The organism is Magnetococcus marinus MC-1 (assembly GCF_000014865.1).
In the GTDB taxonomy this organism is placed as follows: domain Bacteria; phylum Pseudomonadota; class Magnetococcia; order Magnetococcales; family Magnetococcaceae; genus Magnetococcus; species Magnetococcus marinus.
Map to the genome: position 1 here is coordinate 2,502,980 of NC_008576.1, position 26,385 is coordinate 2,529,364.

At 56.4% G+C, this 26,385-nt stretch carries 29 protein-coding genes and 1 pseudogene; 8 read left to right on the forward strand and 22 right to left on the reverse strand.

Features of this window, described 5'->3' with window-relative positions; all coding sequences use genetic code 11:
- Position 1: 1 nt before the first annotated feature.
- The 5 genes and pseudogenes from MMC1_RS10295 to MMC1_RS10315 all read left to right on the forward strand — a co-directional run.
- On the forward strand, positions 2-4,066 hold the full coding sequence (locus MMC1_RS10295; RefSeq protein WP_011713653.1) for an Eco57I restriction-modification methylase domain-containing protein: 4,065 nt from the start codon (positions 2-4) through the stop codon (positions 4,064-4,066).
- A 1-nt stretch (position 4,067) separates the two neighbouring features.
- Positions 4,068-5,048, forward strand: coding sequence for a hypothetical protein (locus MMC1_RS10300; RefSeq protein WP_011713654.1), 981 nt, complete (start codon positions 4,068-4,070; stop codon positions 5,046-5,048).
- 1 nt (position 5,049) lies between these two features.
- Positions 5,050-5,748 carry a DUF3800 domain-containing protein gene (locus MMC1_RS10305; RefSeq protein ID WP_011713655.1) on the forward strand — a complete coding sequence of 233 codons (699 nt, stop codon included), beginning with the start codon at positions 5,050-5,052 and terminating at the stop codon, positions 5,746-5,748.
- 1 nt (position 5,749) lies between these two features.
- On the forward strand, positions 5,750-6,178 hold the full coding sequence (locus MMC1_RS10310; RefSeq protein WP_011713656.1) for a hypothetical protein: 429 nt from the start codon (positions 5,750-5,752) through the stop codon (positions 6,176-6,178).
- A gap of 146 nt (positions 6,179-6,324) precedes the next feature.
- Positions 6,325-6,546 (forward strand): annotated as a pseudogene (locus tag MMC1_RS10315) (HrgA protein); the annotation flags it as partial.
- Between the two features lie 9 nt (positions 6,547-6,555).
- On the opposite strand, the gene MMC1_RS10320 reads toward MMC1_RS10315, so the two are convergent.
- The 4 genes from MMC1_RS10320 to MMC1_RS10335 form a co-directional block, all read right to left on the reverse strand.
- Positions 6,556-6,777, reverse strand: a complete 222-nt coding sequence (locus MMC1_RS10320; protein WP_041641150.1) for a hypothetical protein — start codon at positions 6,775-6,777, stop codon at positions 6,556-6,558.
- Between the two features lie 31 nt (positions 6,778-6,808).
- Positions 6,809-6,994 (reverse strand): hypothetical protein, encoded by a 186-nt coding sequence (locus MMC1_RS10325; RefSeq protein WP_041640939.1) that lies wholly within the window; start codon positions 6,992-6,994, stop codon positions 6,809-6,811.
- A 68-nt stretch (positions 6,995-7,062) separates the two neighbouring features.
- A complete protein-coding gene (locus MMC1_RS10330; protein WP_143711378.1) occupies positions 7,063-7,548 on the reverse strand; it encodes a hypothetical protein in 486 nt (161 codons plus the stop codon).
- A 206-nt stretch (positions 7,549-7,754) separates the two neighbouring features.
- Positions 7,755-8,195 (reverse strand): Hsp20/alpha crystallin family protein, encoded by a 441-nt coding sequence (locus tag MMC1_RS10335; RefSeq protein WP_011713013.1) that lies wholly within the window; start codon positions 8,193-8,195, stop codon positions 7,755-7,757.
- Positions 8,196-8,472: 277 nt separating this feature from the next.
- On the opposite strand from MMC1_RS10335, the gene MMC1_RS10340 reads away from it, so the two are divergent.
- Positions 8,473-9,378: a zinc metalloprotease HtpX gene (locus MMC1_RS10340; protein WP_160162698.1), complete on the forward strand. Its 906-nt coding sequence runs from the start codon at positions 8,473-8,475 to the stop codon at positions 9,376-9,378.
- A gap of 414 nt (positions 9,379-9,792) precedes the next feature.
- Here MMC1_RS10340 and MMC1_RS10345 read toward each other — a convergent pair whose 3' ends face one another.
- Genes MMC1_RS10345 through MMC1_RS10380 form a run of 8 tightly spaced genes read right to left on the reverse strand, consistent with a single transcriptional unit; the run spans position 9,793 to position 19,153 of the window.
- The gene (locus MMC1_RS10345) at positions 9,793-11,169 is read right to left on the reverse strand and encodes a hypothetical protein (protein WP_011713661.1); all 1,377 of its coding nucleotides are present in this window, start codon (positions 11,167-11,169) and stop codon (positions 9,793-9,795) included.
- Positions 11,166-12,302, reverse strand: a complete 1,137-nt coding sequence (locus MMC1_RS10350) for a hypothetical protein (RefSeq protein ID WP_011713662.1) — start codon at positions 12,300-12,302, stop codon at positions 11,166-11,168. Before MMC1_RS10350 ends, MMC1_RS10345 begins: the two co-directional genes overlap by 4 nt.
- Before the next feature lie 3 nt (positions 12,303-12,305).
- A complete protein-coding gene (locus MMC1_RS10355) occupies positions 12,306-12,692 on the reverse strand; it encodes a hypothetical protein (protein WP_011713663.1) in 387 nt (128 codons plus the stop codon).
- A gap of 11 nt (positions 12,693-12,703) precedes the next feature.
- Complete coding sequence (locus tag MMC1_RS10360; protein ID WP_011713007.1) at positions 12,704-13,225, reverse strand: hypothetical protein; 522 nt, start codon at positions 13,223-13,225, stop codon at positions 12,704-12,706.
- On the reverse strand, positions 13,200-14,174 hold the full coding sequence (locus tag MMC1_RS10365; RefSeq protein WP_011713006.1) for a hypothetical protein: 975 nt from the start codon (positions 14,172-14,174) through the stop codon (positions 13,200-13,202). Before MMC1_RS10365 ends, MMC1_RS10360 begins: the two co-directional genes overlap by 26 nt.
- Complete coding sequence (locus tag MMC1_RS10370; RefSeq protein WP_011713664.1) at positions 14,174-15,208, reverse strand: hypothetical protein; 1,035 nt, start codon at positions 15,206-15,208, stop codon at positions 14,174-14,176. The genes MMC1_RS10365 and MMC1_RS10370 overlap by 1 nt, the downstream gene beginning before the upstream one ends.
- A gap of 5 nt (positions 15,209-15,213) precedes the next feature.
- Complete coding sequence (locus MMC1_RS10375) at positions 15,214-15,579, reverse strand: hypothetical protein (RefSeq protein ID WP_011713665.1); 366 nt, start codon at positions 15,577-15,579, stop codon at positions 15,214-15,216.
- Between the two features lie 7 nt (positions 15,580-15,586).
- Positions 15,587-19,153: a phage tail tape measure protein gene (locus tag MMC1_RS10380; RefSeq protein WP_143711405.1), complete on the reverse strand. Its 3,567-nt coding sequence runs from the start codon at positions 19,151-19,153 to the stop codon at positions 15,587-15,589.
- A 72-nt stretch (positions 19,154-19,225) separates the two neighbouring features.
- Between MMC1_RS10380 and MMC1_RS10385 the strand changes: the two genes are divergently transcribed.
- A complete protein-coding gene (locus MMC1_RS10385) occupies positions 19,226-19,453 on the forward strand; it encodes a DUF4160 domain-containing protein (protein WP_011713667.1) in 228 nt (75 codons plus the stop codon).
- Positions 19,446-19,880, forward strand: coding sequence for a DUF2442 domain-containing protein (locus tag MMC1_RS10390; protein WP_011713668.1), 435 nt, complete (start codon positions 19,446-19,448; stop codon positions 19,878-19,880). The genes MMC1_RS10385 and MMC1_RS10390 overlap by 8 nt, the downstream gene beginning before the upstream one ends.
- 59 nt (positions 19,881-19,939) lie before the next feature.
- On the opposite strand, the gene MMC1_RS10395 is transcribed toward MMC1_RS10390, so the two are convergent.
- From MMC1_RS10395 to MMC1_RS10445, 10 genes are read right to left on the reverse strand one after another with little or no spacing between them, the layout of a single operon-like run.
- Complete coding sequence (locus MMC1_RS10395; protein ID WP_011713669.1) at positions 19,940-20,332, reverse strand: hypothetical protein; 393 nt, start codon at positions 20,330-20,332, stop codon at positions 19,940-19,942.
- Between the two features lie 5 nt (positions 20,333-20,337).
- Positions 20,338-21,078, reverse strand: coding sequence for a phage tail tube protein (locus tag MMC1_RS20045; protein ID WP_011713670.1), 741 nt, complete (start codon positions 21,076-21,078; stop codon positions 20,338-20,340).
- 5 nt (positions 21,079-21,083) lie between these two features.
- A complete protein-coding gene (locus MMC1_RS20050; protein WP_011713671.1) occupies positions 21,084-21,494 on the reverse strand; it encodes a phage tail terminator protein in 411 nt (136 codons plus the stop codon).
- Between the two features lies 1 nt (position 21,495).
- Positions 21,496-21,855 carry a hypothetical protein gene (locus MMC1_RS10410; RefSeq protein ID WP_011713672.1) on the reverse strand — a complete coding sequence of 120 codons (360 nt, stop codon included), beginning with the start codon at positions 21,853-21,855 and terminating at the stop codon, positions 21,496-21,498.
- Positions 21,856-21,857: 2 nt separating this feature from the next.
- Positions 21,858-22,775: a hypothetical protein gene (locus tag MMC1_RS10415; protein WP_011713673.1), complete on the reverse strand. Its 918-nt coding sequence runs from the start codon at positions 22,773-22,775 to the stop codon at positions 21,858-21,860.
- An 11-nt stretch (positions 22,776-22,786) separates the two neighbouring features.
- Positions 22,787-23,047 (reverse strand): hypothetical protein, encoded by a 261-nt coding sequence (locus tag MMC1_RS10420; RefSeq protein ID WP_041641153.1) that lies wholly within the window; start codon positions 23,045-23,047, stop codon positions 22,787-22,789.
- Positions 23,047-23,364 carry a head-tail joining protein gene (locus MMC1_RS10425; protein WP_011713675.1) on the reverse strand — a complete coding sequence of 106 codons (318 nt, stop codon included), beginning with the start codon at positions 23,362-23,364 and terminating at the stop codon, positions 23,047-23,049. The genes MMC1_RS10420 and MMC1_RS10425 overlap by 1 nt, the downstream gene beginning before the upstream one ends.
- A gap of 2 nt (positions 23,365-23,366) precedes the next feature.
- Positions 23,367-24,380 carry a major capsid protein gene (locus MMC1_RS10430; RefSeq protein ID WP_011713676.1) on the reverse strand — a complete coding sequence of 338 codons (1,014 nt, stop codon included), beginning with the start codon at positions 24,378-24,380 and terminating at the stop codon, positions 23,367-23,369.
- 2 nt (positions 24,381-24,382) lie between these two features.
- Positions 24,383-25,048 (reverse strand): head decoration protein, encoded by a 666-nt coding sequence (locus MMC1_RS20055; protein WP_011713677.1) that lies wholly within the window; start codon positions 25,046-25,048, stop codon positions 24,383-24,385.
- A 17-nt stretch (positions 25,049-25,065) separates the two neighbouring features.
- Positions 25,066-26,367: a S49 family peptidase gene (locus tag MMC1_RS10445; protein WP_011713678.1), complete on the reverse strand. Its 1,302-nt coding sequence runs from the start codon at positions 26,365-26,367 to the stop codon at positions 25,066-25,068.
- Positions 26,368-26,385 lie beyond the last annotated feature (18 nt).

The window sequence follows — 26,385 nt, forward strand, 5'->3', positions numbered from 1 at the left end:
CATGAGAAAACAAAAGGATCACGGCTTCACCGCCCTGCGCATCGAAGGAAACATCCTGCCCCCCGAGTTTCTGCAGAAGGTAACGAAGCTCTCTGCTCCAGGTCAGAGCAATGCCGATTACGGCATCTCCAAATCATTCAACGTCAAAGACATGATCGGCCATTACTGGCGTATAAGTGTGGACCTATGGAGTGACTATGTCGCCCGGCGCGATCGTCAGGACCTGGGGGCCTCCAAGGTGGGCGTTGCCGAATGGCTGCTCCCATTCCTGCGGGATGTCCTGGGCTATCGGGATATCGACAAGGCCGCGCCGGTCACCATGCGAGACCGCGAGTTCCGGCTCTCCCACCGGGCCAGTGAAGGGGCCGTCCCATTCCTGTTGGCGACCCGGGAGTTCGACCTGGACAAGGCGGATGGACGGTTCGGGGATGAAGGGCGTAAACGACCGCCCCATGGAATGATCCAGGAGTTCCTCAACGCCGAGGACGACTGCCTGTGGGGCATGGTGGCCAACGGGGAGAAACTGCGCCTGCTGCGGGACAACCCCAGCCTCACCCGCCCGGCCTATGTGGAGGCGGATCTGGAGCGCATGTTCGCCGAGCAGCTCTTTGCCGACTTTGCCGCCTTCTGGCTGCTGTTTCATGAGAGCCGCACCCGCCCCAGGGAGGGCAAGGTCACCGCCTGCCTGCTGGAGTCGTGGCACAACCTGGCCGCTGAGGAAGGCTCCCGGGCTCTGGGAGAACTGCGCCAGGGGGTGACCACCGCACTCCGGCAATTGGGTAATGGATTTCTGCAAAAACGTGATAATCAGTCTCTGAGGGACAAAATAGCCAGCGGATCACTTGATAGAAAAGAGTATTTTCAAGAACTCTTGCGGCTGGTCTACCGGCTGTTGTTCCTGTTCAAGGCCGAGGAACGCGGACTGCTCCATGCCCCGGACGCCGATGAAGCGGCCACCCGCATCTATCAGGAGGGGTATGCCCTGGCCCGGTTGCGGGACAAAGCCCGCAGGAAGCGCCACTACGACGGCCACACCGATCTCTGGCAGGGGCTCCGGATCACCTTCACGGGGCTGGCGGAAGGGGCTGCACCCCTGGCCCTGCCAGCACTAGGCGGCCTGTTCGATGCCGACCAGTGCCCCCACCTGGACGCTGCCGAAATCGACAACGCCCACCTGCTGGAGGCCATCCGCGCCATCTCCTTCCACGCCAAGGGCAAGGCGCTGGAGCGCATCAACTACCGGGATATGGGCACCGAGGAGCTGGGCTCGGTCTACGAGAGCCTGCTGGAGCTGCACCCCCGCATCGACGTGGAGACCGCCCCCTGGCAGTTCGGCTTCGTGGGGGATGATGAAGATGAGAAGTCCGGGAAAGGCTCGGACCGCAAGCTCACCGGCAGTTACTACACCCCGCCCAGTCTGGTGAACGAACTGATCAAGTCGGCCCTGGAGCCGGTGCTGGAGCGCACCATCCGGGACAATCCCACCGACCCGGTGGGGGCGTTGCTCAAGCTCAAGGTGTGCGACCCCGCCTGCGGCAGCGGGCATTTTCTCCTGGCCGCCGCCCGGCACATGGGGGCGGAGATCGCTCGACTGACGGCCGATTCCGACACCCCCGGCGAGCAGCAGCGCCAGCACGCCCTGCGGGAGGTGGTGCGCCACTGCATCTACGGGGTGGACAAGAACCCCCTCTCCGTGGAGCTGTGCAAGACCGCCCTATGGATCGAAACCCTGGAGCCGGGCCGGCCGCTCACCTTCCTGGACCACCGCATCAAGTGCGGCGACTCCCTGGTGGGGGCGACGCCCGCGGCCATCGAAGCGGGCATCCCCGATGACGCCTTCAAGCCGGTGACTGGGGACGACAAGAAGGTCTGCACCGCGCTCAAGAAACGCAACAAGGAGCAGCGCGAGAGCAAAATGGGCTCCCTGTTCCGGGATGACGAGATCCATCCCTGGGAGCGGTTGGGCGATCTGGCCGCCGCCATGCAGAATCTGGATGCCAGTCCGGCGGACAGCATCGAGGACATCGCCCGACAGAAAAAACGTTACGCCGAGCATGTCCGCTCTGGCGGCTATCTCTCCGGGCAGTTCCTGGCCGATGCCTGGTGCGCCGCCTTCATGAACAAGAAGGATGATCCCTTCGGAGCGGCCATCACCGAAGAGCCGTTCCGCCGCATTCAGAAGAATCCCCACGACGTGCCCCATGCCCTGAAGGAGAAGATCCGGTCCCTGGCCGGCCAATACGGCTTCTTCCACTGGCATCTAGAGTTTCCCGAGGTGTTTCGCCCACCAGCCAAGGGGGAAGCGGTGGAGAATGAGACCATGGGCTGGCGGGGTGGTTTCGACGTGCTGCTGGGCAACCCGCCGTGGGAGCGCATCAAGCTCCAGGAGCAGGAGTTCTTCGCCGCCCGTCACCCCGATATCGCCAAGGCCAAGAACGCCTCCGAGCGCCAGCAACGCATCCGCTGGCTGGCCGATGGGATGCTCTGCAAACACCTCTTCCCGGAGCTCGACCACTCCCAGGAAAAGTGCCTGGGTGAACAGCGCCTGCACGCCGAGTTCAACGAGGCCAAACGCATGGCCGAAGCGGTCAGCGTCTTCGTTCACTTGAACGGCAAGGAGGGCGGTCGCTTTCCCCTGACCGGTGTGGGGGATGTCAACACCTACGCCCTGTTTGCGGAGTTGTTTCTCAATCTGCAATCCACCACCGGTCGGGCCGGGGTCATCGTCCCCACCGGCATCGCCACCGACAACTCCACCAAGGCCTATTTCGAGGCAGTGGCGTTGGGTGGGCGGCTGGCCAGTCTGATTGACTTTGAGAACAGCGCACCAATCTTCCAGGGGGTGCACAGGAGCTTCAAGTTCGCCCTGCTCACCCTGGGCAATGACATTCTGGAGACCCGCTTCACCTTCTTCGCCACCCGGGCGGAGCACCTGCTGGAGAAGGAGCGGCAGTTCACCCTGACGCCGGAAGAGATCGCCCTCATCAACCCCAACACCAAGACCTGCCCGGTCTTCCGCAGCCGCCAGGATGCGGAGCTGACCAAGAAGATCTACCGCAACGTGCCGGTGCTGATCAAAGAGTCCCCCAACCGCAAGGCTGATGAAAACCCGTGGGGCATTCGGTTTATGCGTATGTTGGACATGTCCAACGACAGCGGCCTGTTCCGCACCGCCGAGCAGTTGACCCAGATGGGCGCTGAGCGGGAGGGGGTGAAGTGGCTGGATGGGGATGGGACGGTGTGGGTGCCGCTGTATGAACCAAAAATGTTCAGTTTCTATGATCATCGTGCTTCTTCCTACGCATCAAGGGGTGATGAAAGAGGCTACAGAGTTCTCCCTGACACGTCAGATGAAGACCATTTAGACCCTAACTTTAGCGTTCAACCCTTCTATTGGGTCAATCTAAGCGAAGTTGACAATCGAATTCCTGATGCTTGGCAGCGTGAATGGCTGCTTGGATTTAAAGATATCACATCTCCAACGAATGAACGGACCGTGATTCCCACAGTGATTCCGAAAGGAGCTGTCGGAAACAAAATGCCTTTGTTGATTTCAGAAAATGAGGATATTCCTCCAAAAGTTTACTCTGGCTTAATCGCGAACATTTCTTCAATACCATTTGACTTTATCGCCAGACAGAAGGTTGGAGGAGTCACGCTGAATTACTTTTATGTAAAGCAATTTCCAGTACTTCCGCCAAGTATCTACAATCAAATGGATATTGAATTCATCGTCCCCCGCGTCCTGGAACTGACCTACACCGCCCACGACCTGAAACCCTTCGCCGAAGACCTGGGCTACGACGGCCCGCCCTTCCGCTGGGACCCCGATCGCCGCGCCATCCTCCGCGCCGAGTTGGATGCCTACTACGCCCGGCTCTATGGTCTGACCCGCGACGAACTGCGTTACATCCTCGACCCGGCGAACGTGATGGGCGCAGACTACCCCTCTGAAACCTTCCGCGTCCTCAAGAACAAGGAGATGCGCGAATTCGGCGAATACCGCACCGCCCGCCTGGTCCTGGACGCCTGGGATCGGCTGGAGCGGGGGGAACTGGAGGGATAGAGTGAACCAGCAATCAAATCCGATAAACGGTAGTGAAATCAAATTTGGTTTTTGGCCTCAAGGCTCTTGGCCTGGTGAGTATAAAACGCTTCAAACTAACACCTTTACCATTGATGCATTGCCAGATATTGCAAACACAGTTGAGGATGTCCTGAAACACGAGCAATCCAATGACAATTGGCTCTATCCCCCTATCGTGAATACACAGGAAAAAAGGTCAAAGGATGGTCACTGTCCAAAAGTTGCTGCATCGGCTTTTGCACTCCCGCAAACACATGTTTTAAAATGCAATCAGGGCGCTATTGATCCACAATTAGCTCATTTTATTATCGCTGTGTTGGGGCTATTGGTTGGTTTGCGCCTTATTCCAAAAGGCTGGAACCACTTTTACCGAGCTGCTATTAGAGTGGGAACGCTATCAGATTTGGTATGTTCTAACTCAGGAATCGAGGCAGTTCTTAATCAGGCGGAGCATTTTTGGCTCACCAACCCCTCTCCTGAAGTACAAAAGAACATCTTTGGTGCCATCCACTGGCAGCTCTTTTCTCACTCCTACCAGCATGAATTTGAGGAGTTTAGCGCCCTATACACGGTGCTTGACACCTGTTGGAAACTGCATTGTGATATTTCCGGGCAAGGACGCGTCAATCACAGTAAAAGAGCTCAGGAGCTTGCCTGTCACTATGGTATCCCAGTCCCATCGTGGGCTTCTACCAGGCAAGAGAATGGTAGAGAAGAGTGCGATATTTCCACTCTCCGAAACGAATTTGTCCATGAAGGGAGATACGCTGGAGAACCTATAGGTTTTGCCTACCCCAATACATACACTCCAGACCTCCCAGTACAAATGAAGGCCTTTAATTGCAGGCTTATTCTCAGCCTCTTAGGCATTAGGTGCGAATATAATGGTACTGAGGTAAATACCCGCTCTTCACATGCACTGGGTCTGCACTCAATAAATCCAGAATCGGAGGCCGGTTAAAATGGAGTTTGATGTCTATTGTGATGAAAGCCGCCCAGATCTGTTAACATCTCAACACCCAAAAGGAACGTATGTCGCTATTGGCAGCCTCTGGATTGAGACCCTTCAGAGAAAAACTTGCAAGGACGCCATTCACTCGTTGCGAGACACCTATCGGGTAGGTGGTGAATTCAAATGGCAAAAAGTTTCTCCGTCACGCGTGGAGTTCTACAAAGCACTTATTGACTGGTTTATGGGGCAAGGCGCATCTGTGCGATTTCGATGCATTCTGATCCGCCATGATCAGATTAACTGGCAACTCCATTCAGATGACAGAGAGCTTGGATTTTACAAGTTCTATTATCAGTTACTCCATCATTGGGTTCTTGACTTTAATAGATATTCGGTATTTTGCGACTACAAAAGCAACAGGCTCATGGACCGCCCTGAAACGCTTAGAAGGTGCTTATCATCAGCCAATCTATCATCTGACATCCTGCGCGTTCAGCCAGTACGTTCTGAAGAATCAGTCTTGATCCAAGCAGCAGATGTTTTGACCGGAGCAGTCAGCGCAAAATTCAATAAAGGTTTGGCTGAAAATGGTGCAAAGTCACAGCTTATCGAACATCTGGAGAACCGGTTGGGCCACCCATTGACCCCCACCGTTCGCGGCGAGAAAAAGTTCAATATATTTGCAATCGACCTTGGCGGGGGTTGGTAAATTGGCCTATCCAGCATTGTTGCAACTGAACGATTTGGATGCATATCGCCAGCACTTTGAAGCTACGTACTGCCAGGGGCCTATTGCTACCTTTGATGGCATTGCCGTGCGTTTCAGGAAATCAGATTTTGACCATTGCTGTTTCGAGTCCAGTCGGCGGAACAAGATTAAAGATTCGTTTTCACCAAAACGAGCAGAACGGTTGGACTGGATCAAAACAGCCCTTCAAGATCCAGACAGTGACAGATTTATCGGCTGGGACGGAAAAAGAAAACGTTACGATAACAACAGGCGGGTGACGCTTGTGGTGAGTAACTACGTCGTGGTAATTGCACTAACAAGCAGAAAAACAGCAAGATTTATCACTGCTTATGTGGCTGACACGCCAAGGAGCCTCGAAAAAATCAAGGCCAGCCCTAAATGGACATAAAAAAACCGCTGATTCGCCAGGCTGGCTCAGCGGAGGCCTTTGTAGGTTCAACTGCCACTGGCAGAGAACAATCTCAGTATCGGAAGCTTGCGGTGAGGTGTCAACAAATTTTTTAATTTTACCCACGGACGTTGGGGTCTCACATAGAACTGCGGATGCTGTTCGCCCTGCACGGCATTGGAGTGATTCAGCTGGAGCCGGAGGAGCTGTCGGAGAGCCAGATCATCATCCCGGCCCGGGAGCGGCCGGAGATCGACTGGAACACCTGTAATCGGCTGGCGACCGAGAACAAGGATTTCATGGAGTTCATTCGCCGGGTGCGGCAGTTTTACCAAACCGGGGATCTGCGGGAGGCGGACTGGAAGTAGAGCTGGCGTTCAAACGTAATGTAGCGAGGTATCGGAAGCGCCCTGCATCTTGACCGCCACACCATCCCGTACCACGACCCGTTCCCCCACCGCCAACCCACTTCCGGACACCTCCATCACCCCCTGCTCTGTTGCCACGCGAACTATGCCGCCGGTGACGGCCACAACCCGCCCAGAGTTGGTTCCCTGGCTGGCGATGTGGCGATGCAGGTCATGTAAGGGCTGGGACACGGGCCAGGTTTTGACGAGGCACAGGCTTCCTTTAATAAGGATTATGGGATAATCCCCCATGGGCGCCCTGCACTTTTTTTGTTGTGTGGGTGTTCACAACCGTTGGTTTGAGCTGCTCCACCAACCCGGTCAACTCCGGCATGGAGCGAGCATGGGCAGGCATCACCATTGAAAGCACACAACCAATAACAATCGTCATCCAGAACAGATCTTTCACCAGTCCAGATCTCATTAGTCCATACTTCTAGGAAAGAGCAACCGTTTCAGATTTCATGGCGCTTCCTCCTATTGACTCGATTTTTGTTGAACACGACACTGGTAACCACTTTCGTCACCGTAATTTTCAAAACTGTCGTAGCGGGAATGGGGCGACTTTGGTCTCTTCCCATGCTTGATCGGGCACCACCTCTCCTCGGTTCGGCTTGCGATCTCCCGCACATAGGCCAAGACGCCATTTCCATAGCCACAATAGAGGCAGTTTAATTTTTCAAGGGGGCTCAGATAGCTCAGCTTATGGCGATCCATCACCACATAATCGGATCGATACACCAAACCGATCCCATAGACGGGAAAACAGATCCGCTGATAGAGCGTTGCCATCATATCCAATAGTGCAATAGGAATGACGACGGACCAGATTACCGGTGCAGTCAAAACCAACAGAAGAAAAGACCAGAACTTCTGGATCTCATCCCTCCATGAACGGTTCCCAAGTTGCCACTCCACGGTGGGCGTAAATGAAAAACGCTCAACCGGGATGGAAATGGCCATTGGGGTCTTAAGCCATGGAAGTAACGGTTTAACCTGCTTTGATCTGGAGCCAGTGGAATTTATATTGTCCATGGTCCTATCCTCCAAAGGATCATGTTATTCGAAAAAAAATGAGGGTCGGCTCTTGGCTCCCAATGAGCCGACCCTTTAACCAGGTTGAAGACAAACCCATAACCGGGGGAAATCCATGGGGCTTGGTCACGAGTTTAGTTGAGAACTTCAACCTGAATGCTACGAGGCTTGGCCTCATCCAACTTAGGTAGCGTCACCTCCAACACACCATTTTGATACTTTGCCGCGATGTTCCCTGTATCGGTGGTATTGGGCAGTTGAAAAGAGCGACTGAAGCGGCCATAGGCCCGTTCAATCCGGTGATAGCCATCACGATTTTGTTCATCGTCAAACTTGCGCTCACCGGAGATAGTCAGGGTGCCGTTGTCCACATCGACGCTGATGTCTTGTTGCGTCATACCGGGCAGATCGGCTTTGATCATGATCTGGTTTTCATCCTCACGGATGTCCACCCGCATGGGCCACTTGGCCATCTGTCCATTTGGCTCTTCCCAGTTGTGGTCAAACAGCCGGTTGATTTCGTTTTGCAATGTACGAACATTGCGGAAAGGATCGTATTCCATCAGAGCAGCCATTGGGGGCCTTCTTTACATGCTATTAGCGTTAACCGTAAAAGCTTGGCACCGACTTCGGTTGCCGTCTTGCTCAAGGAGATAGGATCAATGAAATGGGGTTACAAGGAGGGCGACGATATTTTTTTTCTCTTATCCCCTTGTAAACAGAGACGTGCGTACCTAAATCCAGAAGGAAAGGAGAAAAGCCATGCGCTACTTCACGCCCTCTTTAGACAAAGCAAAAATACAGGAACACAGAAGGAACAACCTTCTGCAGACGCTTCTACTGATCACCTCTATGACAGGGCTGCTTGCTCTACTCGGCTGGATACTGGCTGGAGAGGAAGGGGTTTGGTGGAGCTTGGCACTGGCTATCGCGCTCAATCTGTTGGTTCCACAGGTTCCGCCAACATTCACGCTGAAGATGATGGGCGCACGACCGATCTCCCATTATGCGCGTCCTGATCTCTACCAAATGGTTCAACAGTTGGGGAACAGAGCCGGTTTGCCGACGACGCCCACCCTCTATGCCATCCCCAGTAGCGTACCCAACGCCATGGCTGTTGGGCCTGGTGAGCAGAGCGCTATTGCGCTTTCTGATGGTTTGCTGCGTCTGCTTAACCAAAGAGAACTCCTTGGCGTGATGGCCCATGAGGTCAGTCACATCATGAATGGTGATACTCGGGTATTGGCGTTGACCGACGCCTTTCGACTATTGACCACCACGTTATCCTCCATAGGACAGATCATCATCTTGTTTGCCATTCCCTTATGGATACTGGGTATTGTACAGATCTCCTGGCTGGCCCTTCTGATTCTGCTGGCGGCCCCATTTGTGGGGATCGCGCTTCAACTGGCTCTCTCTCGCACACGTGAATTTGAAGCGGATCGAAGCGCTGTCGACTTGACCAATGACCCTCATGGGCTGGCCTCAGCACTCAAGCGCATTGAGATGCCCAGGTGGAACTGGATGTCACGTTTTCTCCGCCCCATTCAGCACCAGCGGGAGTACCACTGGTTAAAAACGCACCCGGACATCCAGGCCCGTATCGATAAATTACTCTCCATGTCAGGAGCAGATCAGGTCATCCATTCACATCCTGTGCAAGTACTCTCTCGCCCAAGACAAGCGTATGTACAACCGCGATCTCGAGTGATTCGCCCGGTGATTTATCGGCCAGCGATCCGATGGGAGTGGAGGTAGAAAAATTCTGGGCCGAAATACGGATTCAAATGGAAGTTCTCCGCATCTGGCCACCGCTGTCCCTCCCAACAACCTCATCCTCTTTGAAATAACAGCTATTTTCCAATCAGCGTGATATGCTGGCTCACGTCATAATCAGCTCTTTAAAAATCGAGATATCCACTCCCGGATACAGAGCTCCCCAACAGGTACGAGCTGGCTCCGGCATGTGGTTAAACCTTGTGGGTGACCTGTTGTGTTGATTGGGAAATTGGACGCGTAGTGCCATTTTCCACCACAACACGGTCACCCACAGCAAGGCTATTTCCCATCGCTTGAACGATCCCCTGCCCTGTTGCCACGCGAACTATGCCGCCGGTGACGGCCATTACCCGCCCGGTAACTGACTTTTGGCTTACTACAAGTCGCTGCAAATCATGAACTGGGTTCGACACGAACCACCTCCAGAGATGTAGTGATGCGGGGACCAACGGCCTCATGGGCCACGGCTGTCACCTTGCCCCGCCAGGAACGACCCATAAGGGCATCATGAACCTCAATAATTTGCCCTGGCATAACACCGGGCCTATGAACACAGGTGAGAGACACCTCTTGCAGATCTTCCCCGGCATCAATCTCAGCTCGGCCACGGGATAGTTTGACTTCGGTAGTGGCCAGAAGCGGATCGGAGATATCTTCACCAGGGTGTGCACCATCGCCGCGCTGGCAGACGATCTCGCCATCGCCCACCAGATCACCAGACTGGCCGGTGATTCGTACCTGTACCGGGAATGAATCCAGCCCCGCTACCCGGCTGGGGACGGAAAGTCGCCAGGACCGGGTCAGCACGGTGAAGGTGACCCGGGCGATGGCGATACCGGAGCGACTGGCCAGAAGCGTCATGCCGTCCGGGGCCAGGGAGAGCGAACCCAGATCATTGCCCAGCCAAATTACCGACTGGATGGATTGAGCGGGTTGGGAAAGCGTGGCGGTGTTTGTTCCGTCGAAAACGACATCTTCGGTGACGGTGAAGGACTGGTCGGCGTTGGACAGAAGCGCGCCGGCGGAGGCGGAGATACCCTGGATGGCGGTCTCAGGCCCCTGGCTCACCAGCAGATGCGCGGTCCCGCCGGAATGAAAGCTGGTACGGCCCCGGTTGAGGCCGTCCTCCCGCCGGTCCACTTCCGCCGACAGGTGGCCGCCGCTGGGCAGCCAGCCCCGCACCGTCACCCGGTTCACCCGATAACGGGCGCGGTGGGACTCCCGGCAGGAGAGGTTGTCAGTGGCGTCGGTGAGGATGTGATCTGGTGTGGTGCTGAACCATTGGGGCACAGAAACGGGAAAACGGTGCCGCACACGCAGTTCGCCACCGGGTGTAGTCTCCACCACACCACCGGCCGCTTCTGCAATGGTACGCACCACATCAAGAGGCGCAGCATCATAAACCGCCAGCCGCCCGCCGGGAATGGTCCAGTCCACCAGATCCCATAGAATGGATTCTCCTACAGCCTCCTCGGCGGCCGCACGCGCGGAAACAGGGCTATTCCACATTCGCTCCATAGATGTGGCCCGGGGCGCAGCAAAACGAGCTGTGGGGCTGATCAGCGACACCACCAGTCTGGGCCTGCTTACCCCATCTCGGGAGAGGGTCTTGTTATCCACCATCATCTGGAAGGTTTCCCCACCCAACTCCAAGGTCACGGGATCGTCGATACGGATGCGCTGGAACGAGGCAGGGTCCGCCAGCTCCATGGTGCCGGTCCAGGCGTAGTCTCCCTCGGCCATGGCCAGAGATGCAGAGATCACGCTCATAGCGGCAACCCAAAGTGAATGGCACGAACGCCAGAAGAAGCCTGCACAGGGGGGTGATCCGCCAGTAGATCCCACCATGCAGTCACAGCCCTATGAGCAGAGTCCCGCGCTTGAAGTTGATAGCCCGTTGTGAGAGATGCATGAACCGGCTGGGTGGTTGACCATTGGCAAGCCAAACTTTGCTGCACCGGTCCCATGAGCGCATAGCCCGCTTGTAAGGTCTTGAGCAGAGCATCCTGATAGGGGGCAGAAAGCGCGCGGTCGACAGGGGCACCGTAACGGGCCTCCACTCCTCGCCCAACCTGAATCTTCCACGAAGCAGTAAGAGAGTGCGGCCAAACAAATTCACCCAGCGCCCAGGGGGTGCGACATGAGCCCGTAACCTGAATGCCCCACGAAGCTTCCAGGGGTTGTTCGATGAACGCTCCACACCGATACCCTGCGGCCAAAGGGCGCGTAACGGGAAAGCGTATGGCATAGGGAGTGGTCACCTGCCTGGATCTGGGGGCAAAGGAGATATACCCCTGCAACTGGATGGGTAGTGTCGGTGTTGCTTGAAGGATGCCACTGTCAGCGGTAAGGAGAATGGCGGGGGATTGAATGGTGATGACGCCAGAGGCCCGGACTGTATGTCGCGCTGTCGTGATGGTGCCGCTGAGAGATAGGGGTATCTCTCCCATGACAACCATGTCCCGGCTACCGTGTTCAGCACAAGAAGCGAGGGAAAACCCCAACGCCGCCGAACAGCGCATGCCATAGGCATCCGCCTGAAGGCGTGTGGTGCTCTCAATGGGCAACACAAAGCTGGCCCGGGCATCCTGCACCCTGGCACTGAAGCGGCTGCTCAAGGCGAGCGGAAGCTCATGCTCAAGCGTAAAACGCCTGGCCCGGTTTAGATCGGCTGTCAGAACAATGGGCAGTTGGGTGTTGAGCGCAAACGATGGGGGTAGATACTCGAAGGTGGCTTCAAGCTGCCGGGATAGCAGTATTGGCGCCCATCCTCCCACACCGCAAGAAACCTGGATGGACCAGGAGGTTGAAAGGGTTTGGTCCAAGGTCAAGCTGTAGGGCGCACCAAGTACGCTTTCTTGAAGGATGGACCACGGACATTGAAGCGCAGCAGAGAGGGACATGGATCAGGCTGGGTTGGGAATGGCAAAGTCCATCTGCTTGAGGGTTACCATCTCCCCAGCGGTCAGGCTCACATTATCCAGGATGGCATCCCCACCCCCCTCTTCGGTGGATACATCCCCATCTATTTTATAGTTGCCATCCTCCAACCGAAACCAGGTAGCGGTGCCCGTCGCTTCCACCTCACTGGCTACCGGAGAGTTACTCAGAGTGATCGCGCCGTTGGCGGCGCTGTTATACTGCAGCGTAAAACGCACCAGGGGTAGCTCTGATGTGGGAAAGTCAGGATTGGGCGGGCGGGTTCCCGGATAAACAAAGCAGATCCCATCGATGTAGCTTCTCAGATTGTTCATCAGGGAGTTGCGCAGGGTATCGTTAAAACGCAGGGCCATGAGATTCTCCTTTATGCGGTCAAGACTGACATATCTTCGATGAGCTGGAGCAACCACCGCTCACCACGGTATTCACGGGTAATCACCGTCACCCCCCTGTTTTCCAGCTGGGCAATCCAAGCCGACAGGCCATCCCGGATCCGGACATCGCCAAATCCATTGGTGGAACCTGAGGCATCACAGGAGATCACCACCCGCTTAGGCGTGGGTGTCATGCTCTGTAGCAACGCCTCCCAATCCTCCAGCGTTGGCCTTTCGCGGATCAGCCGATGCACCTCGGGGGGAAATTCGGCCCCAACAGGGATCAATAGGGATGAGGGCATGAACTTTAACTCCATACACCCCACCTGGGCGTTGGAGGTTGATAGCGCATGTCTCAACAGGACCAGATCTTCGTTGAATGTTTGAGTCTGCATTCTTGCATAGAGGGAGGATTCATCAATGATGGTGATGCAGATATTGGCGCTGACCCATCGGAAGGCCGACAGCTCATCCAGAAAGCCCAGATCAAGGGGAATTGGTTGAAGAGGCATGATTGAGAAACCTGATTTTAAGCGCCTTGCCGGTAACCGTATCCCGCGCTTCCAGATAGAGGGTCTTTTTCACCTCAATAAACTGCTCGGGATCATCCGGGTGATAGATCTTCTCCAGCACCGTCTGACGGGTCCCTGGAACCTCCTGATAGAACCCCTCGCTGGTGGGCTCCTCTTCCTCTGCGGGGGCGTCCTCATCGCTACTACCTGAGGGGGAAGCTTGGCGCAGGCTGACGCTGGGGGCTCCCGAGGGCCAAAACTTGCGCGGGAAGGAGGCTTGGGTGGCATGCCAGTCGGACAGGGCTATGATGCGTACAGGGGGGACCTCTGCTGATTCCACGTTGCCGGATTGCCAGGCATTCTGCATCTCCACGAACTGAGCGGCTGAAACGCTCTCCTCTCCATTGCCATAGGTGATTTCGTAGAGGGAGAAGCCTACGGTGTAGCGCACCACCAGGGCCCCGATCACCTCTTGGGAGGCATGGAACTCCCCTCTTTGACGGTCATAACGGGGTGGTGTGACCAGATCCCCCTGCTTGTTGCGAAAGAAGGTCTGCTCGATGATCTCCAACACCGGGTGGTCATAGAGCCAGCGCAGCTGCTTGGTATGCTCTTTGGACCAGGTGATGGTTTCCACCACCGTTTCAGAACGACGTCCGATCAGGCGCGCCTCACCCCCGCTGATGATGAGCCGGGCGGATGCCGCCACGCGCTTGGAGCAGTAGAGCTTTACGCGCTTTTTGCCGGGCTCTATCACCTCAAGGGGCGTGATCTGACTCATGCTATAGCAGATGCGCCCCCAGCCACAGACGCCTGAGGTTAGGCGGCTGAAAGCCACCTGCACCGGCGCAGAGCCCCCTTGGTCATCATCGTTGACCACCAGTTCAAAGGGCTCATCCAGTTCAGGCGCTGAAAAGTGGATGGTCAGGCTGGTTGAAATCTCGCTCATCAAGCACTCTCACCTGTAATGGCGACGACGACCTTGTCCGCTGAGAGACTATTGGCCCCAGCGGGAACAATACGTTTCCACCAGATGGGCACGGCTGCGGGATGGGTTTTGAAGGTGATGGTTTCCCCACTGGACCAAGCCCCGCCCCATCCCGCCACAGGCAGGGTGAAATAGGGACGGCTGAAATCAGGGTTATTGGGGGCAAAATCACCCCCAGAGAGGGAGCCGCTGCCCACACTACCCAGCATATCCCCCACGCAGCTAAAGCTGTTGGCATCGCTGAAGGTCAGGGTCCAGGTCTGTTCAATGCTGCCGATTGAATCGAGAATCGGTATAATATTGGTGGGCGCTATCGTTGGACCGGATCCGTCGTATGTACCCGCAACGGTGGATCCGGTCCAGCTACCCCAGGTTGCCTCGATATCCTCGGGCTCAATGACTGAAGCAACGCGGGTATTGCTGGAGGCATAGGCGCTCTGCAAGCTCTGTCCGGCCTCAAAGGTCAGCGTGGCTTTATCCCCATTCCAGGTCACCCCACCACTGCTGGCCAGACGGATAAACTCGACGTTACCGGAGGCATCATCCACATGGTCCTGATCGGAGATGCGGATCAGGTCCCCGTTCTGGAAGATGGCATCGGTGGCCGACTCGGTGTTGACATCGATGCTGGTGGCTCCGATGGAGGCGTTGGCATCCAGCGTTCCTGCCCCATAGAGCCGCTCTGATCCGGTGAGCATCCCCTGGGTATCGGTTTGGGTACCAGGAAAGATCAGAATGCGGTCATCCCCTGGGGTTGCGGTCTCCACATAGATGCGCGGGTCAATCAGTTTGATATCGGCATCATTGGCGACTTTGAAGAACACCTTGCGGTATTTGGTGGATCCGGCCAGTCGTTCTCCTTGAGGCACGTCGGGCCAGACGTTGTTCTTTACCCCATCGGCGATCTCATTGGCGGAGATGCGGCCCCCATTGCTGGTGGTATCGCTGACGGTGGTGGATTTGTAAAAACGTAGTTCTGAAGTTTGTATGGGCATTGTGTTTACACCTCAAAGAGTTTGATGGAACCGGTGTAGAGATCGTGGTGGGGCCAGATGGGTTGAAACTGGATGGCCGGAGGTTCGTGATGGCGGAACATTACCTGATAGCTCTCTGCCCCCCAGATAAGCGGGAAAACCACTCCGGATTGGGCAGCCATGGCCTCAATGGCCATCACGGTGGATTGATCCAGCCAGGTCACCCCATCTGCGGCCTCCAGGGTGATGGGCCTGCCCTTGATCAGGGGTTGAGACCAGAACACAGGGGTACCACCCAGGGTGCGGGCTGTCTCCATAGAGACAGGAGACCATGCCCGACGGTCGATCCACTGGAGCGACTCAGGTAGTGTTAAATCACCAAGTTGTTTCATCGGGATATCAGAAGGTACCGCGCTGTAGTTCCTTGAGGGCATCTACCAGTTGCCGCACCTGTTGCCGGGGACTGGTGATGGAAGCGGCCGGTCTGCTGTTCATGGTGAGATCAAGCTGAACGATCCCCTCTACTGGGGGCTGTCCAGAACCACCGGCCCCTGCAAAGGAGAGCTGAGGAAGCGCGGGGATCTCCGGCAACCCCACCATCCCCCCGGTTTGAAACCTGGGCAGGTTGGGCAGGATACGCTTCACGGTCTCCATGGGAGCGGAGTTGATGGTCAGCAGCAAATCCTTGAAGATCCTGGAGCGCTCTTTGCGGATCACGATCTCACCGGCTTCAAGCAAGGCATGAATGCGATCGCCACCCCCATAGCCAGGAAGACGGCCACCCCGTTGTAGGCCGATCATGCCGCCTGACTGCTTGGCCTCTATCGTTTTCACCGTGACGGTGACGGTTTTATCCTTCAGTGCCGCCATCTGCTTTTCGATGGCTGAGAGTGCAGATTGGGCTTGCTCAACCTGGGCCTGGAGTTCTACCGATTTGGTCACCCGGTCTGGCAGCGACTCCATCGCCTCTTTGAGCTGAGCAACACGCCCACGGGCAACTTCCAACTGCTCGGTGAGGGATGTGGTCTGATCTTTCTGCTTGGACAGAGCCTTTCGCGCACTCTCCTCCTGGCGTTGATAAAGTTGATCCAGTACATCCCCGGCGTCCTGTACGCCCCGAATAGCGGTGGAGGTATCATTCAAACTGGAAAAAGCATCCTGGGCCCCACGGGCCAAAGATTCGGCCCATTTGATATCCCGCTCCGAAAGCGTGGTCTGAGAGAGGAGGCGTTGGGCTTCTGCCAGCTTTTGAGAGGCTGCCGCTGCACGGGAGGTCTCTTTCTCCCGATCAGACATGTTGCGTTCAAGGAGCGACCGCACCTTATCCTCGGTGGAGATACGGGCGTTACGCTTTTTCTCTTCGATCCCCTGGATCTGGCTGGCCAAACGTTTCTCGGCTTCTAAGCTCTGTTGCAAGGCGCGTTCGGTGGCCTGGACCGACTGTTCAGCGGTGCGGATCTTCTCGGTGAGAACCTCACGGGCTTGTCGCTTCTGCTCTTCGGCCAGTTGTCGTTCAAGATCCGCCAGTTTACGCTGGGCAGATGTCCGCTGACGGGTAAGATTTGAAAGCTGGTTGGCGGCTTCTTGGGCCGCGCGCCTCTGGGTTTGAATGGCATCGGAAGCGGCCTTTGCGGCCAGTCGCCAACCCCCGGTGCTTTTGTCGGCAATGATGGTGCCTTCCCGTTGCAAACGGTTGAAGGTCTCAATGTCGGGAATGTTGATCCCCAGTTGCTGCCCGATCTGCTTCAAACGGGCAGCCAACTGCTGCTGAGTTTCAACGGCTGCCTGACCCGAAGCCGCTGCTTCATCCTGGGCATCTTTGGTTTTCAACCAGGAGTAAGCCATGTAGCCTAGTGCGCCCACAGCCGCCGTCGCCCCAGCTATAAGCCCAACAGGGCCTGTGAGCACGGCGAGCAGGCTTCCAACAGCGGCGGCACCCCGGATAAAGAACCCGGCCAGATTGATTGAGATAAGAGAGAGCAGACGGGTGCGGGCCAGCGCCAGTGCGCCAACCAGTCCCTGAGCGCCTACCACGGCTACCAAGCCAGACGCGGCACGGGTGGTAGTTAGAAACCACTGAGCGGTCTGTAGTGCTGTGAGTGCTGCCATGGCCACACGCAGTGTTTTGATGGCCAGATACGCCCCACCCAGCACACCAATGACCTCTTTCCACTCCAGGATGAACTCGCCAACCATCAGGGCCACACGCCCCAGCATGACGGCCAGATCCACTCCGGCCAGGGCCAGTTCGACGATGGCATCCTTGTTTTCATTGATAGCGGAGGTGAGCTCTTGAAAATTGAGGCTGCTGTGCTTGTCGATGGCCTCACCAACGGCAATCTTCACCCCCTCCCAGGCAGACTCCAGGGAACGGATCGAGCCGCCCATGCCCGCTTCCATCTCGGTGGCCACCCGGGCAGCCACACCACCGACCTCGCTGAACTTGGCGACCAGCTCCACGAACGCCTGGGAAGACATACCCACCGCAGCAGTAAGCGCAGGAGCCGCTTCCACCCCAAAGATCTGGATCATGTCAGCCGCATCGGCACCACTTGCACGGAGGTTACGCAGTACCTGGGTCATGGGTAGAAGCAGACCAGTGGCATCACGGGTCTGCAAGCCCAAACGGTTGATCGCCTCTTGGGCTTTATCCACAGGGGCCAATAGACGGGCATAAGCGGCTCGCAACGCGGTCCCTGCTTTTTCCCCAGAGAAGCCGTTCTTGGCCAGCAGGGCCAGCACGGTGGCGGTCTCTTCAAAGCTGTTTCCAGCCGCACGGGCCACGGGACCGGCGTATTGCAGGGCCAGCCCCAGATCCTGAATATCGGTTGCCGAGTTGGTAAAGGCGGTGACCAAGATGTCGTTTACATTGCCCAGATCACGGGCCTGTAGCCCAAACTGAGCCATGGAGGCGGTGGCGATCCCCGCTACGGTTTCCAGATCCACCGAACCGGCTGCCGCCAGCTCCAAAACTTTTGGTAGGGCTTGCAGTTGCTGAGATGCCGTCAAACCAGCCAGAGACATGGCCTTGAGACCACCGGCCGCTTGACTGGCAGAAAAGCGAGTGGAAGATCCCATATCCTTGGCCAGTTCGGTCAGTTGGGCGAGCTCTCCTGCCGTTGCGCCCGACGTCGCCGCCACCTGCCTCATGGTGTCATCAAAGGCGGCATAGGTAAGGATGGAGTCTTTGATAAAGCTGGAGGCCGCACGAATGGATTCAAACCCGGCATACGCTGCTGCCAGATTGCGCACAGTACCCGCCATTCCGGTCATGGCACCATTCAACCCCTGCATTTCACCACGCAGGGTACGCACCCGGCTCTGCATCTGCTGATGAGCTCGATTCAGATCTGCCGCAGATACACGCCCAGATCGGGCCAGTTCCCGATAGGCATTCTCTAGCCTCTGGACTTCGTCCTCTACCTCCCGCATGGATCGGACGCCGATGGTGGCAAACGCGCGATTGACTCGGCTTTGGGCTTGTACTTCACGGGTGGAGGCATTCAGATCCCGTTGAAGTCGTTCCTGGCTTTCACTAAGACGGACGGTATCCACCCCAGCCTGACGCAGATCACCCCGCAGACCATGCAGGGACTCCCGCTGGGCATCTACTTGATCCTTGAGGCTCTTGGCATTGCGTTTGGCCTGCTCAAAGGCGCGCGTCATGGCGCGGGTGGGTGTTTCGGTCTCCCGCATCTGCACCGCAAGACGGGCTACCTCACGGGTGGCCGCCTGCCATTGATCTTCACTCTCCCTGATTTGTCGCTTTAGATTGCGGAAAGCATAGATGTCCGATAGTGCCCCATTGATACGCTGCGCCTGAGTCTGAGCATCGGAGGCCATGGATTGCACGCCCTGACGAAAGTCGCTCTGCATACGGGTGACAGCAGAACGCAGTTCATCATCATTGGCACGGATGACGAACTCCAAAGCAGCTTGGGTACGGGCCACGGGAACTCCATTCATGCAATTGTTGCATTACTAAATTGAAAAAGAGCACTGATTACGCTAAAATGCAGATAGATATAGGGAGCACATATGAGCACACTCAAAGTGATCCGAGGGATCAAGATTAAGATGTATGCGGGGGATCATCCTCCCCCACATGTGCATATTCGTGCTCCTGGTTTTGACTGTGTGGTAAATCTCCAAACCCTCAAGGTGAAGGTTCGGGGAAACAAGACCTGTGATGCACAGGCTGCTATCGACTGGATAACAGATAATCAGGAGCTACTGCTCACAGAATGGGAGCGACTCAATGGCTGAACACAATGAAGTATTTGAGCTTCACCATATTCGCCTGACCGAGGTTAAACCGTTCAGCGCCACTGCAATTGATGCTGAGTGGGAAGATGGCTATTCAGCCGTGGTCGACCTCACGTCGCTCATGGAAAATCCCCATTTTGCTGGACTCCAGGACCCTGAAGTGATGGCTCAGGCCTCCATTGAGGACTGGGGCAGCACCATTACATGGCCCGGCGATATGGAATGGGGAGCAGATAACTTGCGCTATCTGGCCCACACACAGACCTTTTTCACATGGATGAAGCGACACAAACTTACCAATAAATCCGCTGCTGAGGCGTTGGGGGTAAGCACCCGTGCTGTGGCCTATTACAAGAGCGGAGAGCGCCCCATTCCCAAACATATCCGTCTGGCCTGCCGAGCCATTGATATGGGGTTAGTTGCTTGAGCTTTGATGGCTGATTTCAAAGTCCAGCGCATCCAGGAACATCTCCCAGGTGTAATCCATCACACCGGGGTGTCCGAGCTTGATAAGGGTGAAGATGGCCCTTTTGAATTGACCGACTCTTCGCTGGGAGCCGTCAGCACCTGATTCAGCCGCTTCCCGGCCTCCTCCAGACGCTGGCAGGCGGCGAAAAAATGGGGGTTCTCCTCCTTGATCGCCGTGATGATGGTCTCCAACACCTCCGGTTCCATGGCATGGGTCTGCTCTGTGGTCAGATCGGTAAAGGTGAGGATATCTTGGATGGTGACCTCTTCAAAAAGCACGTTCCCCACCCAGTCTGGTTCCGCAGACTGCCCATCCACCGCTTTGCTGAAGAACTCGTAGATCTCACCCACGGTAAACTTGCGTACATGGTAGTTGACTTCACCTGCCGTTTTGGCAATCAGACGTCCCATGCTCCTCACCCCTCAATCTGCATCAGTTTGAAGAACTTGGACACACCAGCCCCGGTCTTTGAGTCGTCCTTGAGCACATCCATGGAAAACTCAATGTTCCCAAAATCATCCGTGACCAATCCCAGCGAGGATGGGGTGTTTTTCACTCGATAGACATCCAGCACCACCGGCTTACCATCAAAAGCCTGGTTAAAGCCATCAAAGGAGAGCCGATATTCTTTCCCTGCATTGAGGATTGCCTCAACCGTGGCCGAGGATGCATGGGTGTAGGTCATGAGCACCGTATCCCCATCCACCACATTTTCAGCGGCCTCTAGAATCCGAACCCCACCCCCTTTGACCTCATAGTCAGTACCCTCCACCAGGGGTGTACCGCTATTGGTGAGGGAGACGGCAGAGAGATCCACCCCCTCTTTGGCCCGGAGATACCCACCCCGATAGGCTACATGGGATTCATCGGTGACGGTGCCTCCCGCAATGGATCCCGACTCACCAAAGGTAGCCATGGCCAGGGATTCCGTATCAAAGCCGTGGGCGGTGATCACCAACTGCACATCGGTGATGAGGGAGACGGTGTCGGCGGTGCCCCCACCTGGGGTGGAGTAGTTTTTCAGGGTTTTTTTCTCCTCCGAAAAAGACAGCTCGACTTTGGAAGCCTCGCCCAGAAAGCGCATGCCAGCGCCGCCACCAAAGGGGCCGATGAAGCATTCCCCACCGCCGATAAGGGTATGTGTTTTTTTGCCCACAGTCTTTACTCCGTTGTTTTGAATAGAAACGATGTCTCAAACGCCAATGGGAAGTAGAAGATCCCATTGGGTGAGTAGTCCGGTGAATAAGCGGATGGCGTCCGTTGAAACGGTTTGAAGAGGGTTCTATCTGGAGTCCAGCCCACCACTGTGTTGATCACCCGGCTGATCAATGCGCCCGCATCGGTTTCTGCATCCCGCACCACCACCAGACAGAGCCAAGTCTGTTCAACCTTCTGCTGATTACCCTGAATGGGTCCTGGTTTGTCCTCTTCAAGAAAGATGATCACCGTAGGCGGTATCTCTGCCTCTTCATGAATCACCGGCATGCCCCAGGATGAGAGCACGCGGATCTCCTCAAGCTGATCCTTCAACCGCTGAACGATCAGCCCTTCAACCTGCAAATAATTTTGCACCTCAGATCCTTATCAACGGCGGTAACACAGAGATCAGCGGGCACCCCCCTACGCTGGAAGAGGTCCCACCGCCTGAACAGTCGTTGGGGCCAAACCGATGGGGAAAGGCAGGGGTGATCTGGGTCAACATCTGACAATGACTGGCCGGTGGAATAGGTACGTTAAGCAGACTGATCAGGGGGATACCTGACGGATAGGCGATACTTGAGGTTGCCCTTGGCTCCAGATAACCTCCCATATAGGAGATGGCCTGGTCCAGAAGCGTTGCATGGCTGCCGTATCGCTCCAGAACACCACCCACAGATGGGAGAGGCCAACAGGCACCCTCCAGGGCAAAACCGGGATCATTCAGATCAGCCATGATCAGCCCTTACGAATGATCATGGATTCGGTGGGTCCGTTGGTCTGCACCACCGAGTACTGCTTGCCATCCATGGAGAGCACATCGTGGGTTGCCGCCATATTGTCGGGGATCACCCAGATATCGCACAGCGAGGAGATCTCACCGTACATCAGGGGCATATGGTTAACGTTGTGGCCCATCAAAGGCCAGGCTGGGATGGTGGAACCACCGGCACCATCCGGTACCTTCTGGTCACTGCCCGAAGGCATGGCCAATGTTGAGAAACAGACCGTTCCAGCGGTTAGTGACGCTGATGTGCCTGTGACAGGGGTCTCGTCTTTCTGCATGTGTCGGGGTGAATAACCCAAAGTGCCATACATGGCATATCCGAGGTTGCACCACAGAAACGGTGGCCACCCAGCGGCCGGGGTATCCCAGGGCAAGTATCGGGTTCGTTCCACAATACCGGATGGACCAGGTTTGATGGTACTGGCCCACCCTGCTGCCGTCTGGCTGGCAAACATGACAAACCGTGCTGAGGCCCAGATATAAAGCGACCCCCCATTGCTCGTATCGATGCGTTGGTTGTAGCTGGTGCTGTCACTGGTGCTCGCCATATTGGTCCCAGCGTGACCCGTTGCATCCCATACTTCATACACCTTGGGAAACAGATAGCCGGTGGTGTTCAGATCCACACACAGATATTTGAAGGCGCTGGCATCATCCGCCAGCGGGGCCTTCAGACACTGCATGTTGGTTCCGGCATTGGCATCATGCAGGGTCCATCCCGCCGCTACTTGAAAGATAATCTGGGTAGAGGCCTGATTGCAGGATGCCGACAACGTCGCCTTATCGGTGGTGCCGGTCAGCAGCGAGACAATATCCGACAGCATGTTGCTGATGCTGGCTCCAGCGTTGTAATCATAACGTGCGTACACGACGGTTGCTCCTATCGATAGTCATAGGATCCACGCAGATCCCAGCGCTTGTTAAACTTGGTGGAGCCTTCGGCAAACAGGATGGCGACCGGATTGCCCCCCTCATAGGCGATGCGCCGGACAAACCATGCGTCATCAGCATCCAGGGCCCCTGGATTGGCTTGCCCGATGTATTCAGGGTTGCCATCCAGGTCATAGGCGATACGGCGGATGAGCAGGCTCTCCGCCTCATGCACCAATTCGGGAAACACCTTCTTAAACAGAGACACCATTACCTCCGAAGAATCAGCGCCAACCAACCATCCCCACGGGGTTGCACATCCATGACGCGGTAGTTGATCCCACCGACAGCTACCCCATCACCCACCGCAGGACGAGAAAGGAAGTCGGCCTCTCGCCCCTCAATGACCGGTCGATAGCTCTGCACCGGCACCCCAACGGCATCGATGGTGGTGATCTCACGGCTGGAATCAAAAATGGCGGAGAGCTCAGATGGCTCCCCGCCAACGGGGGTGTGGGTGATGGCTTGGCCAAAGACCTCGATACAGGCTGCATTGAGACCAATCAGCCCGTCATCCCAGGCAGCCATGATCAGCTGGCGGTCAGTTTGACCAGCACGCCAGGGCGGTGGCACATGGGCAGCGGGTTGGACTGGGTATGCAGATCAGTGCCCCGCTCAAACTTGCGGGGTTCCTGCTTGGCGTAGAGGGGCTGTCCCATCGTGTTAACCGACTCATTGAAGTCAGCCGGGGCAAAATAGGTACAGAATGTCTGGCTGGTCCCTGTAGGAAACGCATGCCCTTCACTCTCAGCGATAAAGCGCCGCACAGTCCCACCGGGATCGGTAGCTTGGCCCCGATACTCTTCGAATACAACGCCTCCAAACTCAAACCCATGACGCATGTCACTACGCAACATCAGACCTTGCTGCCAAAGCTGATAGGCGCTTTCGACGCGGGCATGCCCGGTCAGGGCATCCATAAACTCTGGAGAGACCAGTACATGGATCCCGGTCATAAACTCACCCCGGAGGTTATCCTCCAGATAGCGTTTCAGCTCCAGGCACTTGGCCTTCACATCGGTGGTGGCGTCATCCAACTCAAAGTTGATGGTCTTGGGGCTGATCTGGAACTCATCAAATAGGTTGTAGATTACCGAGCCATCGGCATCGAGTATCTCTCCCTTCAAAGCCCCCATACGCAGGTGCTCAAGAGTGATGGCATGTTTATCCCGCATGGATTGCAGATGCATGGCCAGCACATCGGAAACCGCCTCAAGCTCCCCTTCACTGCCGAAGGCACGGACCCCGGCAATCTCTTCAGGGAGCACTACATCATCATGGGGGATATGGGGAATAACAAAGGAGCGGATACGCCGTTTTCCGCGCTTACCGGTACTTCCAGGAGATCCTACCGCTGCGGTAGGCAGCAGGGAGAGCACTCCATTGCGCTCTTCAATGGCAATCTGACGCTGGCGCACAGGACGGGCGGGCATGATGCCCATGCCATCCAGTTTTCCATAGCGATTGGGTAGGATGTTGATGGCTGCCGTCAGGGCGACGGTACCGAACGCATCATTATTGAATGGATTTGCGGCAAGAGCCATGATCATACTCCCTGACGGATAAGGATGCCCCGGGCCTCAAGGGCCGCCGTGGCTTCCAGTTTCTGTGTTTCATTGATGGATTCAGGCCAGACCACAGCATGGTCAGCCAGGATGGCGTGACGAAGGATCGCCACCTCTGGGGTATCCTGGCCCACTGGGGCCACAACCCTCTGGGCGATGATGCCGATGGGATCAGCAGAGCCATCCACCGCTGTGGGGTCCATGGCCACTACGTTGCCATCCCCGGTGGTCAGCACGGTGAAGTGATCTCCCAACACAAAGTCAGTGGCTCCATCGTCGATGGTGAATTTTAGGTGGTAGGTATCGTAGGCCACCCCCACCGTGACATCGGGCAGGCGGTGACCATTGGGATCCACTACCTGGAAGGTACCGCTGTCAGCGCTGGCGATGATGCAGGTGAGGCTGTAGACACCGGGCACGGCCCGGGATCCCAGGGTAACGGTCCCGATGGTGCCATCCCCGGAGTTACTCGCATCGGCCGCAGCGGCTACCTCGGATTTGGTACGGCGACCAATCAGGGTGCCCACAGGCAGCACCCGTTCCGTACCCACCCCACCCAGCACGGTGACGGTCTCACGGGAATAAAGGTTGGGGGCTTCAAACTTGAGCACATCCCCAAGATTGTTGGCTTGTTGAATCGCAGGCATGGTTGATTACCTCCTTATTAACCGGCGAGTTTGCGGCAGGAGGCCACCACCGGGTTGGTTTCAAGACTCTGTCTGGGCTGCATACGGGTGCCATCTCCAGGCATCACCTCGGAGTGGATCTCCTCAGCATCGGCCCGCTTGGCCAATAGCTCTTTGCGTACCGCCTCAGCAGCAGTACCTTCGGCGATATAGCCGCCTGCCAAGTGAGGCATGCCCGCCAGGGCACAGAGATCAACAATAGCCTGAGCCTCATTGCGCATCTGTTGGCCATGCTCGGCACGGACCTTGTCTAGGTCCACAACGTTGGATACCGCAGATTGGTCAGTCAAATCCGACATTATGTCGGATTTGGCGTGAAGGTCAGGTTGGGATTGTCGTGACGTGACAACAGATGTTTCAGCCGCCGGATTTTCTTCCATGGGCATGGTTTCCTCCATATACACAGGTTCCCGCGGCAGTGCCGCTCGGTGAGAATGGGTCTTTTTGGACGCATCAATAGTTATTGACAGGCCAGCCAGGGCATCCCGGATGGTGCCAACCTGGTCAGCCAGACCAACCCGGATTGCCTTGTCGCCAAAGAACAGGCCTGCCTCGGTGGCACGCACCGCCGATTCATGCATCTTGCGACCTGCTGCCACGGCGGCGACGAACATACCGTAGAGCCGATCTACCTCCAGTTGCAGGTTAGTCCGGGCCTCTAGAGAGAGAGGGGCGTGGGTGGAAAAGTCATTTTTCCGGGCTCCGGCAAACACCGTGGTGTAGCTACGCCCCTCTTTGGCATCCTTCTCCGACTCATCCACATGAGCAGCTATGACGCCGATGGAGCCCACCCCCGCAGTTTGGGGCACAATAATGCGATGAGCCTGGGAGGCGATGAGATAGGCAGCGGAAAAGGCATCATCGGCTAGGGCCCAGATGGGCTTGCCCTGCCCCGCCTCATGGATCATGGCAGCCAGATCAAACACCCCGCCCACCTCACCACCAGGGGAGTCGATATCCATTAGGATTGCTCGCACGGCTGGGTCGGTGGCGGCATCCAGCAGTTTTTCTTCAATGGATGCGTAGGACATGAGCCCCGAAGCAGCCTCGACGGCCCCCACCCGTTTCACCAGGGTGCCGTGGATGGGCACGATGGCGATTCCATTAGGCGTGACCATCAAATCAGAGCTATGGTCTTTGGGCTCAAAGCCGCTGGGCATGGCCGTTGGCTCCAAGCCGACGCGGGGACCAATGACCGAGAGAATAGTCTCCAAGCGGGCGCGATCGACCATAAGCGGCGTCCCGAGGATTCGGGATGCCATATGGGATAGATTGGTCATGATAACCTCTACAAACAG